Here is a 14,403-nt window from a genome sequence, read left to right as displayed (position 1 = left end):
ATTTCCTATCGCCGCTGGGTCAGTTCTCAGTGACATCCAACAGACAAGCTGCTCCCATCCAGATCAGCGCTATGACCCAGACCCAGGTCTTGACCGGATGCGGGACGCCGATCGCCAGGAGCATCGCGGCGATTGGCAAGCCCCAGCCGATCAGCCCCCCGGGAAGCGTCGACAAGAAGTCCGATCTATCGCCTGATGCCATGGTCTCACCCCGCGCAGCAGCTGAGCTTTGCCATATCCTTGTCAAAGGTTTGTGCGGCCAGTTTCAGTCCTTCAACCGTGGTCAGATATGGGAAAATCGTTGCGCCGAGCGCCCCTGCGGTCATGCCGAACTTGAGGGTCATGGCAAGCGTCTGGATGGTGTCAGAGCCCTCGGGTGCTGCGATCTGACCGCCCAGCAGGCAGTCGGTCTTGGCGTCGGCCACCAGCTTGATCACGCCGCGGGTATCGCGTGCAGCGGCGGCGCGCGGGACGTTGTCGAGCGTGATCACGCTGGTCTTGACGTCGTACCCCGCCGTCTTGGCCTCGGCCTCCGAAAGGCCGACGCCGGCCACTTGCGGGTCGGTAAACACGACCCACGGCATCGCCGCGTTGTCATAGCGCATCTGCTCCAATCCAAGGGCATTATTGATCGCCACCCTGGCACCATAGGCCGCCATGTAGACGAACTGGTCACGGTCAGTGACATCGCCTGCGGCCCAGACGCCGGCACGCGTGGTCGCCATGTCCTGACCGACCTTGATAGAGCCGCGTGCGTCGGTCTCGATGCCAAGCTCTTCCAATTCAAGGTTCTCAGAATTGGCGATCCGGCCGGTGGTCACAACCAGCCGTTCGGCGGTCAGATCCTCGGTCTTGCCACCCCGTTCGACAGTCAGACTGACGCCGCCCGCAGCTTTCGCGACCGAGACGTAAGCAAGACCGGTCTCGACCGTGATGCCTTCGGTCTTCAGCGCTTGCGTCAGCGCCTGGGCCACCTCCGGCTCGGCGCCGGGCAGAAGGCGCGAGCGGGTCACAAGCGTGACTTTCACCCCCAGCCTTGAGGCCATCTGCGCCAACTCGCAGCCGATATAGCCGCCGCCCAGCACAATGATGCTTTCGGGCCGGTCGGGCAGGGTCAGCAGACCGGTGGAATCGAGGGTCTCCACGGTGTCGATGCCTTTGATGGCAGGTTGATGGGGGCGCGAGCCGGTGGCGATCAGGATGCGCGGGGCGGATATCACCCGCCCGCCGACAGCGACGCCACCCTCGACCAATCGCGCCGGGCCGTCCTCGATATAGGTGACGTTCTCATAGGCGGGCAGCAGGTCGATATATTTCTTGTGCCGCATCTCCGCGACCAGATCGGTCGTGCCTTTCACAACGGCTGGCCAATCCACCGCATGTTGGCAGGACGCAATGCCCGGGAACCGGGCAGCGGACGCGCCACCATGGGCCGCCTCTGCGGCGCGGATCATCGCCTTGGACGGTACGCAGCCGACGTTCACGCAGGTGCCGCCGATGGTGCCGTGCCCGACAAGCGCCACCCGCTTTCCGGCCTCGGCTGCCGTGATCGAGGCAGAGAACCCGGCTGAGCCGGCTCCCACGACGATGAGGTCATATTGGTCGCCGCTCACCTCTTTCGATGAGCAGCAATCCTTTTTCTTGACGGTCTGGTCCATGTCTTCTTCCTTGGCCTGCGACCGGACATCGCGACGGTCGCCCGGCCAAAATTCTGAAATTACACCATCGACCCGATGTCGGAGGCATAGCTCGGATAGGCGAAGATCATCGCCTTGATCTGGTTGGCGGTCTGCCCGGCACCCATGGCCATGGCGAAGAGATTGATCTGCTCCTCAGAGCCCGGTCCGATCAGATGCGCGCCGAGGATCTGTCCGCTGCCCTCTTCGACAAGAACCTTGAATCCGGTATGTTTCGCGCCGACGCGCAGCGACGAATACCAGTCCCCTGTCTTTTCGAAATGGGTGTCGAACTTCAGCCCCTGTTCCCTGGCCACCGCTTCCGACAAGCCCACGGTGGCCACCATCGGGAGGGTGAAGACTACCGACGGGATCGGCGGATAATCCACGGTACGCTCGTCTTCTCCAGCCAGCAGGTTCTTGCCTGCCACACGCCCTTCGAAGGCGGACACCGGGGTCAGCTTGGGCCCACTGGCAGCGCAGTCGCCCGCGGCGAAGATCGCCGGATTGGTGGTGCGCATCGCGTCGCTCACATTGATGCCGCGGCGCGAGTATTCGACGCCTGCGGCTTCGAGGTTCAGCCCGTCGATATTCGGAACCCGGCCTGTGCCATGCACCACCAGGTCGCAGGTCACGATTTCGGTGCCGTCGGCGCGTTCCACTGTGACGGTGAATTCATCGCCCTGTTTCTCGATCTTCGTGACCTTCGCCTTGGTGCGCAGGTCGATGCCAAGTTCCTCGGTGCCTTCGACCAGCATTTCGACCAGGTCGGGGTCGAAGTTGCCAAGGGGGCGATCCGCCATCTCCAGCACGGTCACTTCGCTGGACCCGGCGCGCCTGACGATATGTGCGAATTCCATCGCGATGAAGCCACCGCCGACAAAGGCGATGCGGTCAGGCCGGTCGGGGAGTTCAAGAAACTCGGTGCTGGTGGTCAGATGCTCTTCGCCGGGAATGTTCAGCGTCATCGGCCGCGCGCCGGTGGCGATGTGGAAATGCTTCGCCGTCAGGGTTTCGCCGTTCAACTCGATCGTATCGGAGCCGGTGAACCGTACCTCTCCGTGCTGGACGTCAATCCCCGCCTTCTCCATTCCGCCTTCGATGCGCGGCGGCATATCGTCGGTGAAGCTGCGCTTGAAGGCGATCATGTCGGGCCAGTTGACCGAAGGTTGCGCCTCCAGCCCCTTGCCTTCCATGTTTTCGGCCCATTCGACACCCTCGGTGACCGCGACCAGCATTTTCTTGGGGTCGCAGCCGCGCAGGGCGCAGGTGCCGCCATGGGGTTCGCTGTCGATGCTGGCGACGCTCCAGCTTGCATCCGCGGCCATCCGGGCGACGCCATTTCCAGCGGTGCCGCCGCCGATCACGATGAGGTCATACGTCTTGGTCATACCTGTTCCTTTCCTTGTGCCAGTTTCTCTTGATCCGGCTCACTGCTGAACTGCCCGATTTTCTGAGCCAGAGCGCATATCCCGCTACCGCCAAAGCGGCGGCAACCGAAATCCGCAGAGCAAAGCGGAACTCCAGCCAGAACAGCAGAGCCGAAAGAACAACCGCCAAGCCGATGAGAAGGGCTTTCGGACTGTGCCCTGGTCTGCCGGCTTGCTGCCACAGGGCATATGCAACCGCACTCAGCGAGGCGAAGAGCATCGGGAAAAGCGCGTAGTCGAGCCAACCAACAACGGCAGAAAGTCCGACCCCGGCGACGATCAGCACCAGGAACGGCGTGAAGCAACAGATCGCCGCAAATACGCTGCCGATGAGGCCGCGCCGCAAAAGGGTCGTGGGTTCATTGTTATTGTTCATGTCTGTCATGCTGTCTCCAGCTCCGAGTGCGGATCGGTGAATGCGATCAGAAATCGCCGGACTCGACGATGTCCGCCGAATAGCCGGTGGCGCGGATTGCTTCGACGATCATGTCCTGATCGGCGGCCTCGTTATCAAAGGCGACGATGTAGGTGCCGGAGCCGAATTCCTCTCCCTCCGTGAAGTCGATGATCTCGACCGTGGGCACGCCGCGCATGGCCGCCGCCACCGTGTAGGAGCAGGTCGGGCATGTCAGTTCGCCGACCCCGATATTGATGCGCTGTTCGGCGGCGCTGGCGGGGAAAGCTGCGAGAGTTCCAACGACCGCAAGGGCAAGATGGAGTGACTTCATGGGTTCAGCCTTTCAATAGGACAGAAGGTATGGGGTGAGATAGGGAAAGATCATCGCGACGGTGACGATGGCGGTGGCAATCCAAAGAATGGATCGCATGAGTTTCCGATTTATGGGGCGCGCGCAGGTGCCATCCGCGCAGGCCTCAGTCGGGATCGGACGGTAGGCCTTGTAAAATCCATAGCCGATGCAGGCGGCACTCAGTGCGAAGGTGATCCATTTGTACTGGTAGAGAACGCCCAGCTGCGCAATGAAAACGCCGGTAACGCCGAAGCTGACCAGCACCAGCGGAAGGACGCAGCACGAGGTCATGGCAAGCGCGCCAAGCGCGCCAAGCCAGGTTGTCGCCCATGCCTTTTTGTCGGCAGCCCCTGTTTCGTCCATTGCCGTCTGCCGGCCGGCGGATGTGGTTTCAGTCATGGTTCGAATCATCCTTGCCTCAGTGATGACCTCAATCCAGGGTCTGTAGCAGGTACAGGCTCAAGAGGGTCAAACGTGATAAATCATCACAGATCGGTGAAGGTCCTCAGGCGCGGAGATCTGGCCAGGCTGACCGGCTGCAATCTCGAGACCATTCGCTACTACGAGAACATCGGCGTCATGCCCGAGCCGCCGCGCTCCAGCAAAAACTATCGCGTCTACGATGATCGGCATGTCGCGCGCTTGCGCTTCATCATGCGCGCGCGCGAGCTTGGGTTCACGCTCGACGAAGTCCGCGATCTGCTCGCCTTGGTCGATGGTGGGGCCCAGACCTGCGGCGAGGTGCAGGGTCTGGCAAATTCGCATCTCGCCTCGGTCCGCGCCAAGATCGACGATCTCAAACGCATCGAACGCGTGCTGTCTTCCACCGTAGCGCAATGCACCGGTGACGATGTCCCTGAATGCCCTGTGATCGACGCGCTGACGGAGGTGACCTGAAAGGCCATAGTTGAGGACGCCCACGCATGTCAGCCAAGCGTACAATGGTGCCAGCGCCGTTGTTTGCGATCATTCGTTCGCCGCGGAGTCCTGCGTGTTCGCCGCATGTTCGGGGACCAGATAGCGCGGCACGATCCACAGATAGGCGACCATGCCGAAGAGCTCGAAGAGCGACTGGAAGACGATGACCACGGCCGCCACGTTCCACTCCGGTCCGAGCGCCAGCACCAGCGGAAGTACGACGAAGGAGTTGCGGGTTCCGAGCGAGAAGATGACCGTTCGTCGCCCGCTAGTGGGCAATCTGGCCGCCCGCCCGGTCGCCGCACCCAGAAGTGCTGCGGCGACGAGGTAGGCGACGTAAACGCCCGCCACCTGCGCCAGAACCGGCAGCGCATCCCGTACCACGTCGACTTGCGAGGCCGCGATCAGGAACACCACGACAGCCAGAAGCGGAACCGGCAGCCAGGCGAGGCGATTTACTATCGTGGCCCGCTCCGGGCGCGCCTCTGCCCAACGCTCCAGCAGGAAAGCCGCTGTGAGCGGCAGCAGGATAAGCGCCGCAAAGACGGCGGCAATGCGATCGGCGGCGAGAAGCTCAAGGTATGCGTTGCCCAGAAAGAGCCAGAGGAAGAGCGGCAGACAGGCGAACTGAACCGCGAGGAGGATCGGTGTCGCGGTCGCGGCACGCACCGCATCGCCGCGACCGAGATGGGTGAATGTGATGAACCAGTCGGTGCAGGGCACCAGCAGCACGACAAGCACCCCGAGCCGAAGCGCAGGATCGTCAGGCAGGAACGCGATCAGCCCCCAGATCAGCAGCGGCACCAGGACGAAGTTGCCGATCAGCAGGGTGCCGATGAAACGCCGGTCGCGCGTCGCGCGCGGCAAGTGCGCGAGCGGCATCTGAGCGAAGGTAGTGAAAAGCATAAATCCCAGCACGGGCCACAGCAGCGCTTCTAACACCCCCGCGATACTGGGCGCGAGCGCGCCCAAGACCAGACCGGAGAGGATGGCAGCGAGATAGATCCAAGCTTGATGGCGTTCGAGATTCTGCAGCTTCATGTCCTGCCCCTGCTCTATCCGACGGCGATTTTCAAAAAGACATCATTAGACAGGCCGTTACGACAACGGCACGTTCGTCGCTTGGAGCGTTGTATGGTCTGTCCGGTTTATACCCGCAGACCGGTCACGACCCAGTCGACAATGCTTTCATGGTAGTTGGGGACGCGGCGAAAGCCGAATTGTCTCAGCCGATCAGCCGAACTCTTTGACTCTGGAAAACGGCGCTCCTCACCGTTTCAGCTGCGCTGCGGATAGACGCAACATGGCCGCCGCACAGATCGGTTCGACCATCAGTTTGTGGCGCGCCACATTCGAAACCGTCCTTGCCCTGTTAGCTCGCGGACCAGATCCCGCGCTTCCATCCAGGCGAGGTTGCGCTGGACAGCAGCGCGGCTGGCTCCGGTCAGGGCCTCGGCCATAGGGGCAGAGACCAGGGGCCATTCGGTCAGCACTCCGCGCAGGGCTGGCGGCGTCTTGCCCGAGAGCGGGGTCATCTCGGCTTCCGCCAGCGCCGACCATGTCTCGATATCGTCGAGGTGCCGCATCGCGGTCAGGCAGGCCGTTTCCATTTTCTCGAGCCAGCGCGCCAAACGTTCAGCCGGGGGGCCGCCGGCGCGCAGCGCCCCCGCCCCACCCATGGCCAGGGGTGCGAATATTGCCCCCTCGCCCTCATGCGCGGCAATGCGCGACGCCGTGACCGCCGCTTCCATTCGGTTGCTCTGCTGTCCGAGGCCCGCGAGGCTCCAGAGGTGAAACCCCATGCAGGCACGCGTGATCGGGTGCAGGTCGGCGGCTTGCGCCATCAGGTCAAGCCACCCGCCCGCGCGATCCGCGAAGGGCTCGGCTTCATCCACCATGTTCTCGGGGTCACGGCGATCGAGGAAGGCGGACAGGTCCACCTCTGGGCCGGGACCGCCTGTAAGACGCCGCACCGCCCATCCGACACGCGCAAGCGCTGCGGTGTCGTCCTGCACGCCGGACAAGCGCATGGATATCCAGAGCGCCAGCCGATCCGGGCCAATTCGGTCGCCTGCAAACCAGCTGAGGTCTGCCGCCTCGATCAACGCAAGCCTGTGCCGCCAGCCTTCCGGGCCACGCTTCAGACGGTCGTCTAACGCCCCGATCCGGCCGGCCACACGGGCAAGGCGGGCAGCATGGCCCGCCTCGGCATGTCGCCAATCGTCGAGAACAGCGGTCTCACGCACTTCGGCCCTAGGTCCGGGCGGCAGAAAATGCGGCTCCTCTTCCATCGGACCGGGCAGGAACCACAGGTCGTCCTCAGAAGTCTCTTCAAGCTCCTCCGCATCCTCAAGACGATCATCAAAAACACCATACTTTATAAATGCTTGAGGCTCCATATGTGCAAAATATGATACTTTCGCGTTTTATCCAAGGGTTTTGTCAGGGTGCGCCTGCACACTTTATATAGCACGCGCGCGCAATGGTCTGCGAGAGCTCGCTGATCGCGCTCAGCGTAAGGGAACCAAGGGCTTTGTACTGAACAGCCCCACAGAGCCCGCACTTGCATTCACTTACAAACGGTCGTTTAGTAGTGACATATAAAATTGCAAACGGCCCGTTTTCATGTCCCTGATAGGCTATGCCCGCGTTTCCACAGAGGATCAGACCCCCCTGCCCCAGTCCGAGGCGCTGCAATCGGCGGGCTGTGCCGAGATCCATGAAGAACAGGCCTCGGGCGGCAATCGTGCGCGGCCGGTGCTGGCGCGGGTGTTGGAGCGCATCGGCAAAGGCGACACGCTGGTGGTCGTGCGGATCGACCGCCTTGCGCGATCCCTGTCGCATCTGCTGGAGGTGATCGAGCGACTGGAGGCCAAGGGCGCGTACTTTCGTTCCATTCAGGACCCCATCGACACCGGATCCCCGCAGGGCAAGTTCACGTTGCAAGTGCTGGGGGCCGCGGCCGAGTTCGAACGCGCCCTGATCCGGGAACGCACCAAGGCCGGCCTCGCCAGCGCGCGCACAAAGGGCCGCGTGGGCGGGAACCCTGGGCTGCGGGCCAAAGACCCTGCCGCTCTTCGTAAGGTACGGCTGGCAAGACAGGACGGCTACATGGAGCGCCTGAACGAGACGGCACAAGACTGGGTGCCCCATGTGCGCCGGTTGCGCCCCGACTTGGCCTGGGAAGACGTGTTGCGCATCATCAACGGCCCCTTGCCCGAGGCGCGTCGCTGGACCCAAAGCCGTCTCTTACGCGCTGTGAAGGCTTATGTCCGCGACGGCTTCCTGCCTGCCGAGGTGCTGGCCCGCGCCGGCCGCCGCGAAACCGATGACCGCTTGCCCGCCATTATTGCTGGCATCAAGGGCGCAGATCCTGACATCACGCTTCAAGCGATCTGTGAACGGCTGGAATCTATGCGCGAACGCACGCCCCGTGGCCGAACGAGATGGCAGCCCTCATCGGTCAAGATGCTGTTGGAGCGAGCCGAGAGTCTGGGAATGATTTAAGAGACTCAGATTCGTTCTTTGGAAGCAAAACCGCCTATGTGAATCGGGTACATCTTGCGTTTAAGAGATGGCAGCGACACAAGCACTTGACGCGCTGGATCCACGAAATAAGATAAGTCATTGTAAATAAATGATTTCACCGGATACCGGCCCACCATTTGAAAAAATCCTTGCCTGCCAAACGCTTTCCTGACATTTTTGCGGAAGAACGCTAACCATCAGTTTCCGGCGGTTTTGCGTTCCTTCTCAAGATAGACCCGGAAGACGGGCGGCGGGACGGGCATGAACGAGCAGCGGATCAGAATGGATCAAAAGATCCAAACGATGGCGACACGTCTAAGCAAATCGCTTGATGTGAATATGCGCAAGTCGTTTCTACCTGATGAACGAAAGGCTCTCAGACGCTTCTCATCCACGGAAGTTGCCCAGATCCTCGGGGTAAGCCAAGATTTTTTGCGGAAAATGTTTTTCGAGGATAAGCTCGATCTCGGTGAAATCGAGACAGACGCCCGCGGCCGCAGGTTCTACACTGCAGAGCAAATCGATATAGCGCGCCACGAAATAGCCCGGTCAAGCACCAAGTTCCAGCATATCGTTCCTCGTCGTCGGGATGGGGAGCATATCCAGATCATTTCGATCGCCAACTTCAAAGGGGGCGCCGGGAAGACGACAACGGCGATCCATCTGGCCCAAAAGCTTGCCCTTGATGGTTATCGAGTTCTGGCAATCGATCTCGACCCACAAGCCTCAATGACCACCATGTTCGGTTTCCGGCCGGAAATCGACTTTCCTGAGGCCGGAACGGTGTACGATGCTCTTCGGTACGAGGACCCTATCCCATTTAGAGACGTTGTGCGCAAAACGTATTTCCACAACCTCGATCTAGCCGCGGCCGGCTTGTTGCTCTCTGAGTTCGAGACCGAAACCGCACACGCCCTTCGAAACAATATCAGGCCGCCGTTCTATCAGCGGCTTGCCCTTTGCATTAATGAAGTCGAGACAGACTACGACATTGTCGTCATCGACTGCCCACCGCAACTCGGGTTTACCACACTATCGGCTTTGGTAGCGTCGACATCCCTAGTCGTCACTGTCATTCCAAGCATGCTTGACGTCGCCTCGATGGCCCAATTCCTGCAGCTCACATCCAGCCTCATGGCAACAATTGCTGATGTGGGCGCATCGCCCGACTGGGACTTCATGAGATTTCTAATCACTCGTTTCGAGCCCAATGACGGCCCCCAAACCCAGATGGCGGCATTCCTGCGGACCATGTTCACGGATGACGTTCTTACTCAGCCTTTCCTGAAATCCTCCGCAGTCTCTGACGCTGGGCTCACGCAACAGACACTGTTCGAGATCGCCAGAACGGATTTTCATCGCCAGACGTACGATCGGGCTATCGAGTCCATCAACGGGGTTGTGGCGGAAGTCGAAGGGCTCATCAAAACGGCATGGGGGCGTAAGTAATGGCCCGCAAAGTCACATTCGACATTCCCGAGGATGAAGAAAAGCAGCAGAGCTCGTCGATTTCTCCGACTCGAACCCAGTCACGAGCCCCTGCCCTTTCGGGAATGGCCCGTTCTCTTCAGGATGCGGCACAATCTTCAATTCAAGAAATCAGTACCGACCTTATTGATGATTCCGAGTTCCAAGATCGTCTGGCCCTGGATGACGAAGATGACATCAGGGAACTGGCTGAAAGCATTGACAAGCAGGGACAGCTTATCCCGATACTTCTGAGCCCCGAAGGGGGGCGGTACAGGATCATCTATGGGCGCAGGCGATTAGCGGCCCTTCGACTTATTGGAAAGCCCGCAAAGGCTCTCATCAGAGGCTTGGATGAGGATCAAGCGATTCTTGCACAAGGCCAAGAGAACAGCTTCCGAAAAGACCTCAGCTGGATCGAGAAAGCCCTGTTTGCACGTTCTCTCATAGAGTCCGGCAAGGATGAGGGACTGGTCTGTGACGCCCTCAACATCGATCAGAAAGCCAGGAAAGCCGGTGACAAGCTCACGGGACTTGCTCGCATGAAACAAGTCACTTCCTGTATTCCGACTGAACTCATCCAAAAGATCGGGGCGGCACCCGGGGTTGGACGGGATCGTTGGTATGCTGCCGCAAAGTCTTATGAGAGCCTTGGCTTCTCTGGAGATGAAGGGTTTCCGGGCGGAAACCGAGAATTCCATGATGCTCTCATGGAATCCAGAGGTTCAGGCAAGACCTCCGACGAACGCTTTGCGATCTTCGAAGGGCTCCTGAAACAGCACAAGCCCCCTGCCCCATCGGCAATCAAGACAAAACTCGGGATGGTGAAGGTCACCAAAAGAAACGTGATCATCACCGTCAAGAACGGAGATGATGGGCTTCATAAGTGGATCTCTGAGAATCCAGAGGCCGCTCTTCTCGCGTTGGCGAACGCGAAGGCCGCTGGTCCAGGGCAGATCATTACCCCAGAGAAAATGGAACCCATAGGTAACCCAGTCTCCGGCAGGGATCAGGATCTTGATCGTCCTGACATAGACGATAACGAAAACTGAGCAGAAAGGAGGACAGGCCAGAAAAGGAAAGACCCCCCGAAAGCAGTGCTTCCGAAGGGCCTCGATTAGCTTAGACACCTGATTGATACCCCGAAGCCGAATCGTTTTCAACACCGTTCGCGGTGAACGGGGAAGCTTTTTCAGCCGACATCATCATGAGACAGGTATTTTCTCACACACCCGCCTTGGCGGAACGATCTTCTGTACCCGGTACGAATCCGTACAGGGTCATCGAGCCGATCCGAGCGCTTCGCAAAGAACTCGGTCTGACACCAAATGACCTAGTAACACTGCAGGCCTTGATCAGCTTCATGCCGAAGAAGGCCGGACAAACAGCTACAATGACTATCGTCTTTCCCTCAAACGCATCATTGTCTGAGAGAACGAACGGCCTGAACGAGAGAACGATTCGACGGTGTATCGGACACCTCGTGGATGCCGGGCTGATCCAGCGCAGGGATAGCGCAACCCGCAAACGGTTCCCTCTTCGCTACGGTGGATTGATCAGAGATGCCTTTGGCTTCGATCTGCAGCCAATGTATGATCGGGAAAGAGAGCTCACCGAACACGCAGAACAGCTTGTGGGCGATCAGGAAAAGCTACGGTCACTCAAGGCGGAGGCACTGGCTCTTCGTGTCGAGGCTTTGCGCCAAGCAAAGGATGTTGAGACTGTCTCATTTCTCCAAAACGTACGAAACATCCTACGCCGTGCAACTCTCAAAGCCGACGAGATCATAGAGCTTATCAAGAGGCTGGCAGAGTTGGTCGGAGCGACCATCAGAGAGTTTCCGGTCGGAAACCATGATGCTCAGGAAACAATGCCCGACCAAATGTCCGGCGACGACGGACAAAATGTCCGGCACGTAGAACCCACAAGATTGAATATAAAAAAGGATAGAGCAGATGCGCACAGAACCTCTGGTTTTCAGGAGCGCCGAGATCCAACAATTATGGCTTGGACGGACCTGAAAAACGTATCGGACTTCTTCCCGCATGAACCAAGAGATCATCAATCAGTTCTCGAAATATTGGCCGATGTCGGAAAATTGCTAAGAATAGAACAAGGCAGGATCATGAAACACCTTAGAGACCGAGGTCCAGGGCAGCTCCTTATTGCACTCGACGAATTAATTTTGAGAGCCAGCACAGGACAGGTGAAAAACAACAACGCCTACCTCGACGCTATGATGAGGCAAGGAAACTGATACTCTTGCCACATAAACTCGACCGGCTGGTGAGTCTGCATAGCCCTCGAAGATCAAGAGACAAATGCGGCACACTTCAAACCATACGATCATCAAGAAGAAGAATGTTGGTTTGAAGGTGAACCCAGATCACCCGCGTCAGGTGCAGGTCTGGGATGTGATCAACTTATCATGGAACAAGAAGCCATTCCAGGTTTGCTAGATGTTCACAGACGCCTCGGCCCAGGTGGCCAACCTTACCGCCGTCTTTGTCTGTGTTAATGCTTATAACGCTGAGGGTGGCACAATGCTGCTCGATTGGCTGGTGACGGATGAAGAAGCGACCCATACCAAACTACTCTCCGAGTATCAGGCCTTGGAAAAAGAGTACGCTAGACAAGATGAACCCCCCCCCGAGATCGATGCGCAGCTTGGCGTGTTAGAAGCAGAGGTCCAAAAGATCGAGATCCGGCCGATAGCCTTCAATCCGACGGACATCGGGCGGGCAGGGGCCTTCGTCATGTTTGACCGCTACGGCGCGTTGGCAGTCTCTCGCGGCTACGACCACCTGACCTCGGACGAGTCCATTGAAGACGGCAACACCGCCTATGAGTACACCTACACTGAAACCGTGCGGCGGTTCGGATGACACATGGAAGGGCTCAACCCATCTCTTGCAGAATATCCAGAATGTATGTATATTCTGGACAAATGGAGACCCTTATCATGCATGAGCTTCCCGAGTTCAAGGCTGCCGACCTGACGCGGCACACAAGTGACCTGTTCGACGCGGCCATTCGGTCGCCGATTGCGATCACCAAACATCGCAAGCCGAAATTCGTGCTGATGAGCATGGACCAGTACCAGCACCTCACCCGGGGGGCCACGCAACAGGCTCATATGGTTGACGAGATGCCCGATGATCTCAAGGCGCTGATGATAGAAGGGCTCGAGCGGGACTTGACGCAGGCTGATGACTAAGCCGAGTGCTGGAGAGGTTTTCCGCTATCCGTTCCTGTGGAGACGCGAGCAGATGGCGGGCGAGACCGAGGGCCGCAAGACACGGCCTGTCTGTATCGCCGTCACTGTCGCCAAGTCCGATAGCGAGACCGTGGTGTTCATCCTGCCGATCACGACGCAACCGCCCTTGCCCTCGCGCAAGTGCATCGAGGTGCCACAGATCGAGTCGCAGCGTGTGGGATTGGAGACCCATGTCCGCAAATGGGTCATGCTGGACGAGATCAACACCGATATTCTGGAGCGGTCCTATGTCTGGGAGGACCGCACGCCCATCGGCACGTTCAGTTCCGTCTTCACATCCAAAATCCAGTCCAGCCTGATCGCGCTTGCCAGGTCGGGCGGGGCATCGATTGTTGATCGGCTGAAGTAGTCTCAATCACCGCAGGGGCTACCCAGCTTCATTTGTTCCCATCGATCCATTTTGACATCAGCCCCTTGTCGCGGAAACACTCATCCGGGACGGCGCGGCGTTTGATCCGGGCGAGACGCTCGGCGAAGGCGACCTGCTTCGATGTCGGGCGGCTGTCCTGCGCGCCCGGGTTCAACTTGGCTTGTGCGTCGATCCAGGCGCTCAGGAACCGCCGATCTTGCTGAACCTCCCACGGCAAAAGCGTCTGGTTGCGCAAGGCCAGCGCGCGCGCATAGGCGATCTGCTTGGGCGTCGCGGGCAGGGCGTAAGCGGTGCTTTCCATCGGGGATCTCCCTTCTTAGCATGGTCCTTAAAATAGAACATAACTGGAACAAAATCAAGCCACCTGCGGAAATCATAGGGTTTGAGAGGAAAAGGAGGGCCGGGGGAGGTCAGGCCTGAGGATGCCCGAAAGAGGGTGTCCGGGCCTGATCCTGTTCCTCATTGGGGTCTGATGCCGGAAAGTGCAGGATCCTGCGTTCTCATGAGCTTCGCATTTAACAATCTCCGGCATCAGATCCCTAAAGAGTGAAAGTGTTNCTCATTGGGGTCTGATGCCGGAAAGTGCAGGATCCTGCGTTCTCATGAGCTTCGCATTTAACAATCTCCGGCATCAGATCCCTAAAGAGTGAAAGTGTTCTTCGGGTTTTGTGACTGACGGATGAGGGCCTTTGGGGTCCCTCAGATGGGTCCGGGCCGGGTTCCGGTCTGTCTTTCCTGATGAAGGGCATTCCGATGCAAACAGGTGTCTTGCGCGTGTTGCGCACGACCGCTGCCTCGTGGTGGCGACACAAGGAACTACGCCGAACCGGCCAGACGGGGCAGGCACAACGGCTCGAGCGCGAGACTGTCCTGCGTGATCTCGGCTATCTGAAGCAGGCGGCGTTATTGCCAAACGCGCATGTGATCTGCGGAAAGGGCGGGACATGTTGATTTCCACCCAGAACTGAGCCGGGTAGGCGCATAATTT

At 59.1% G+C, this 14,403-nt stretch carries 17 protein-coding genes and 1 pseudogene; 9 read left to right on the top strand and 9 right to left on the bottom strand.

Annotated features, from left to right (window positions below; all coding sequences use genetic code 11):
• Nucleotides 1–19: 19 nt before the first annotated feature.
• The 6 genes from VK682_RS26290 to VK682_RS26265 are packed head-to-tail and all read right to left on the bottom strand — an operon-like array spanning nucleotide 20 to nucleotide 4,254.
• Nucleotides 20–175: a hypothetical protein gene (locus VK682_RS26290; protein WP_324782885.1), complete on the bottom strand. Its 156-nt coding sequence runs from the start codon at nucleotides 173–175 to the stop codon at nucleotides 20–22.
• A gap of 31 nt (nucleotides 176–206) precedes the next feature.
• Entirely contained in the window at nucleotides 207–1,658 is a 1,452-nt protein-coding gene (gene merA, locus VK682_RS26285) for a mercury(II) reductase (RefSeq protein WP_090525055.1), read from the bottom strand.
• Between the two features lie 59 nt (nucleotides 1,659–1,717).
• Nucleotides 1,718–3,067, bottom strand: coding sequence for a dihydrolipoyl dehydrogenase family protein (locus VK682_RS26280; protein ID WP_090525057.1), 1,350 nt, complete (start codon nucleotides 3,065–3,067; stop codon nucleotides 1,718–1,720).
• Nucleotides 3,051–3,491 (bottom strand): mercury resistance system transport protein MerF, encoded by a 441-nt coding sequence (gene merF, locus VK682_RS26275; protein WP_082154699.1) that lies wholly within the window; start codon nucleotides 3,489–3,491, stop codon nucleotides 3,051–3,053. Before merF ends, VK682_RS26280 begins: the two co-directional genes overlap by 17 nt.
• A 37-nt stretch (nucleotides 3,492–3,528) precedes the next feature.
• On the bottom strand, nucleotides 3,529–3,834 hold the full coding sequence (locus tag VK682_RS26270) for a heavy-metal-associated domain-containing protein (RefSeq protein ID WP_090525059.1): 306 nt from the start codon (nucleotides 3,832–3,834) through the stop codon (nucleotides 3,529–3,531).
• 12 nt (nucleotides 3,835–3,846) lie between these two features.
• Nucleotides 3,847–4,254: a mercuric transporter MerT family protein gene (locus tag VK682_RS26265; RefSeq protein WP_176805118.1), complete on the bottom strand. Its 408-nt coding sequence runs from the start codon at nucleotides 4,252–4,254 to the stop codon at nucleotides 3,847–3,849.
• Between the two features lie 96 nt (nucleotides 4,255–4,350).
• Here VK682_RS26265 and VK682_RS26260 point away from each other — a divergent pair, with 96 nt between their 5' ends.
• Nucleotides 4,351–4,752 (top strand): MerR family transcriptional regulator, encoded by a 402-nt coding sequence (locus tag VK682_RS26260; protein ID WP_090525063.1) that lies wholly within the window; start codon nucleotides 4,351–4,353, stop codon nucleotides 4,750–4,752.
• A gap of 69 nt (nucleotides 4,753–4,821) precedes the next feature.
• On the opposite strand, the gene VK682_RS26255 is transcribed toward VK682_RS26260, so the two are convergent.
• Both VK682_RS26255 and VK682_RS26250 read right to left on the bottom strand, forming a co-directional pair.
• Nucleotides 4,822–5,814: an arsenic resistance protein gene (locus tag VK682_RS26255; protein WP_090525065.1), complete on the bottom strand. Its 993-nt coding sequence runs from the start codon at nucleotides 5,812–5,814 to the stop codon at nucleotides 4,822–4,824.
• A gap of 290 nt (nucleotides 5,815–6,104) precedes the next feature.
• A complete protein-coding gene (locus VK682_RS26250; protein WP_324782884.1) occupies nucleotides 6,105–7,172 on the bottom strand; it encodes a hypothetical protein in 1,068 nt (355 codons plus the stop codon).
• A 226-nt stretch (nucleotides 7,173–7,398) separates the two neighbouring features.
• On the opposite strand from VK682_RS26250, the gene VK682_RS26245 reads away from it, so the two are divergent.
• The 7 genes from VK682_RS26245 (at nucleotide 7,399) to VK682_RS26215 (ending at nucleotide 13,394) form a co-directional block, all read left to right on the top strand.
• A complete protein-coding gene (locus VK682_RS26245; protein ID WP_324782883.1) occupies nucleotides 7,399–8,280 on the top strand; it encodes a recombinase family protein in 882 nt (293 codons plus the stop codon).
• Nucleotides 8,281–8,562: 282 nt separating this feature from the next.
• On the top strand, nucleotides 8,563–9,750 hold the full coding sequence (gene repA / locus VK682_RS26240; protein ID WP_099828095.1) for a plasmid partitioning protein RepA: 1,188 nt from the start codon (nucleotides 8,563–8,565) through the stop codon (nucleotides 9,748–9,750).
• Nucleotides 9,750–10,820 carry a plasmid partitioning protein RepB gene (repB, locus tag VK682_RS26235; RefSeq protein WP_324782882.1) on the top strand — a complete coding sequence of 357 codons (1,071 nt, stop codon included), beginning with the start codon at nucleotides 9,750–9,752 and terminating at the stop codon, nucleotides 10,818–10,820. Before repA ends, repB begins: the two co-directional genes overlap by 1 nt.
• A gap of 155 nt (nucleotides 10,821–10,975) precedes the next feature.
• Nucleotides 10,976–12,025, top strand: coding sequence for a helix-turn-helix domain-containing protein (locus VK682_RS26230; RefSeq protein WP_324782881.1), 1,050 nt, complete (start codon nucleotides 10,976–10,978; stop codon nucleotides 12,023–12,025).
• 202 nt (nucleotides 12,026–12,227) lie between these two features.
• Complete coding sequence (locus VK682_RS26225) at nucleotides 12,228–12,653, top strand: hypothetical protein (RefSeq protein ID WP_324782880.1); 426 nt, start codon at nucleotides 12,228–12,230, stop codon at nucleotides 12,651–12,653.
• 77 nt (nucleotides 12,654–12,730) lie between these two features.
• Complete coding sequence (locus VK682_RS26220; protein WP_324782879.1) at nucleotides 12,731–12,985, top strand: type II toxin-antitoxin system prevent-host-death family antitoxin; 255 nt, start codon at nucleotides 12,731–12,733, stop codon at nucleotides 12,983–12,985.
• A complete protein-coding gene (locus tag VK682_RS26215; protein ID WP_324782878.1) occupies nucleotides 12,978–13,394 on the top strand; it encodes a hypothetical protein in 417 nt (138 codons plus the stop codon). Before VK682_RS26220 ends, VK682_RS26215 begins: the two co-directional genes overlap by 8 nt.
• 28 nt (nucleotides 13,395–13,422) lie before the next feature.
• Here VK682_RS26215 and VK682_RS26210 read toward each other — a convergent pair whose 3' ends face one another.
• The gene (locus tag VK682_RS26210) at nucleotides 13,423–13,716 is read right to left on the bottom strand and encodes a hypothetical protein (RefSeq protein ID WP_324782877.1); all 294 of its coding nucleotides are present in this window, start codon (nucleotides 13,714–13,716) and stop codon (nucleotides 13,423–13,425) included.
• Nucleotides 13,717–14,153: 437 nt separating this feature from the next.
• On the opposite strand from VK682_RS26210, the pseudogene VK682_RS26205 reads away from it, so the two are divergent.
• Nucleotides 14,154–14,360 (top strand): annotated as a pseudogene (locus VK682_RS26205) (hypothetical protein); the annotation flags it as partial.
• Nucleotides 14,361–14,403: the final 43 nt, after the last annotated feature.

Source organism: Salipiger marinus (genome assembly GCF_035481585.1).
In the GTDB taxonomy this organism is placed as follows: Bacteria; Pseudomonadota; Alphaproteobacteria; order Rhodobacterales; family Rhodobacteraceae; genus Salipiger; species Salipiger marinus.
The sequence above is the reverse complement of the archived record's forward strand: the minus strand, read 5'-3'. Positions and strand labels throughout refer to the sequence as shown.

Bases quoted from the DNA above. Each gene is read 5' to 3' on its own strand.
- merA (WP_090525055.1), bottom strand. From the start codon at position 1,658: ATGGACCAGACCGTCAAGAAAAAGGATTGCTGCTCATCGAAAGAGGTG.
- VK682_RS26280 (WP_090525057.1), bottom strand. From the start codon at position 3,067: ATGACCAAGACGTATGACCTCATCGTGATCGGCGGCGGCACCGCTGGA.
- merF (WP_082154699.1), bottom strand. From the start codon at position 3,491: ATGACAGACATGAACAATAACAATGAACCCACGACCCTTTTGCGGCGC.
- VK682_RS26270 (WP_090525059.1), bottom strand. From the start codon at position 3,834: ATGAAGTCACTCCATCTTGCCCTTGCGGTCGTTGGAACTCTCGCAGCT.
- VK682_RS26265 (WP_176805118.1), bottom strand. From the start codon at position 4,254: ATGACTGAAACCACATCCGCCGGCCGGCAGACGGCAATGGACGAAACA.
- VK682_RS26255 (WP_090525065.1), bottom strand. From the start codon at position 5,814: ATGAAGCTGCAGAATCTCGAACGCCATCAAGCTTGGATCTATCTCGCT.
- VK682_RS26250 (WP_324782884.1), bottom strand. From the start codon at position 7,172: ATGGAGCCTCAAGCATTTATAAAGTATGGTGTTTTTGATGATCGTCTT.
- VK682_RS26245 (WP_324782883.1), top strand. From the start codon at position 7,399: ATGTCCCTGATAGGCTATGCCCGCGTTTCCACAGAGGATCAGACCCCC.
- repA (WP_099828095.1), top strand. From the start codon at position 8,563: ATGAACGAGCAGCGGATCAGAATGGATCAAAAGATCCAAACGATGGCG.
- repB (WP_324782882.1), top strand. From the start codon at position 9,750: ATGGCCCGCAAAGTCACATTCGACATTCCCGAGGATGAAGAAAAGCAG.
- VK682_RS26230 (WP_324782881.1), top strand. From the start codon at position 10,976: ATGAGACAGGTATTTTCTCACACACCCGCCTTGGCGGAACGATCTTCT.
- VK682_RS26225 (WP_324782880.1), top strand. From the start codon at position 12,228: ATGTTCACAGACGCCTCGGCCCAGGTGGCCAACCTTACCGCCGTCTTT.
- VK682_RS26220 (WP_324782879.1), top strand. From the start codon at position 12,731: ATGCATGAGCTTCCCGAGTTCAAGGCTGCCGACCTGACGCGGCACACA.
- VK682_RS26215 (WP_324782878.1), top strand. From the start codon at position 12,978: ATGACTAAGCCGAGTGCTGGAGAGGTTTTCCGCTATCCGTTCCTGTGG.
- VK682_RS26210 (WP_324782877.1), bottom strand. From the start codon at position 13,716: ATGGAAAGCACCGCTTACGCCCTGCCCGCGACGCCCAAGCAGATCGCC.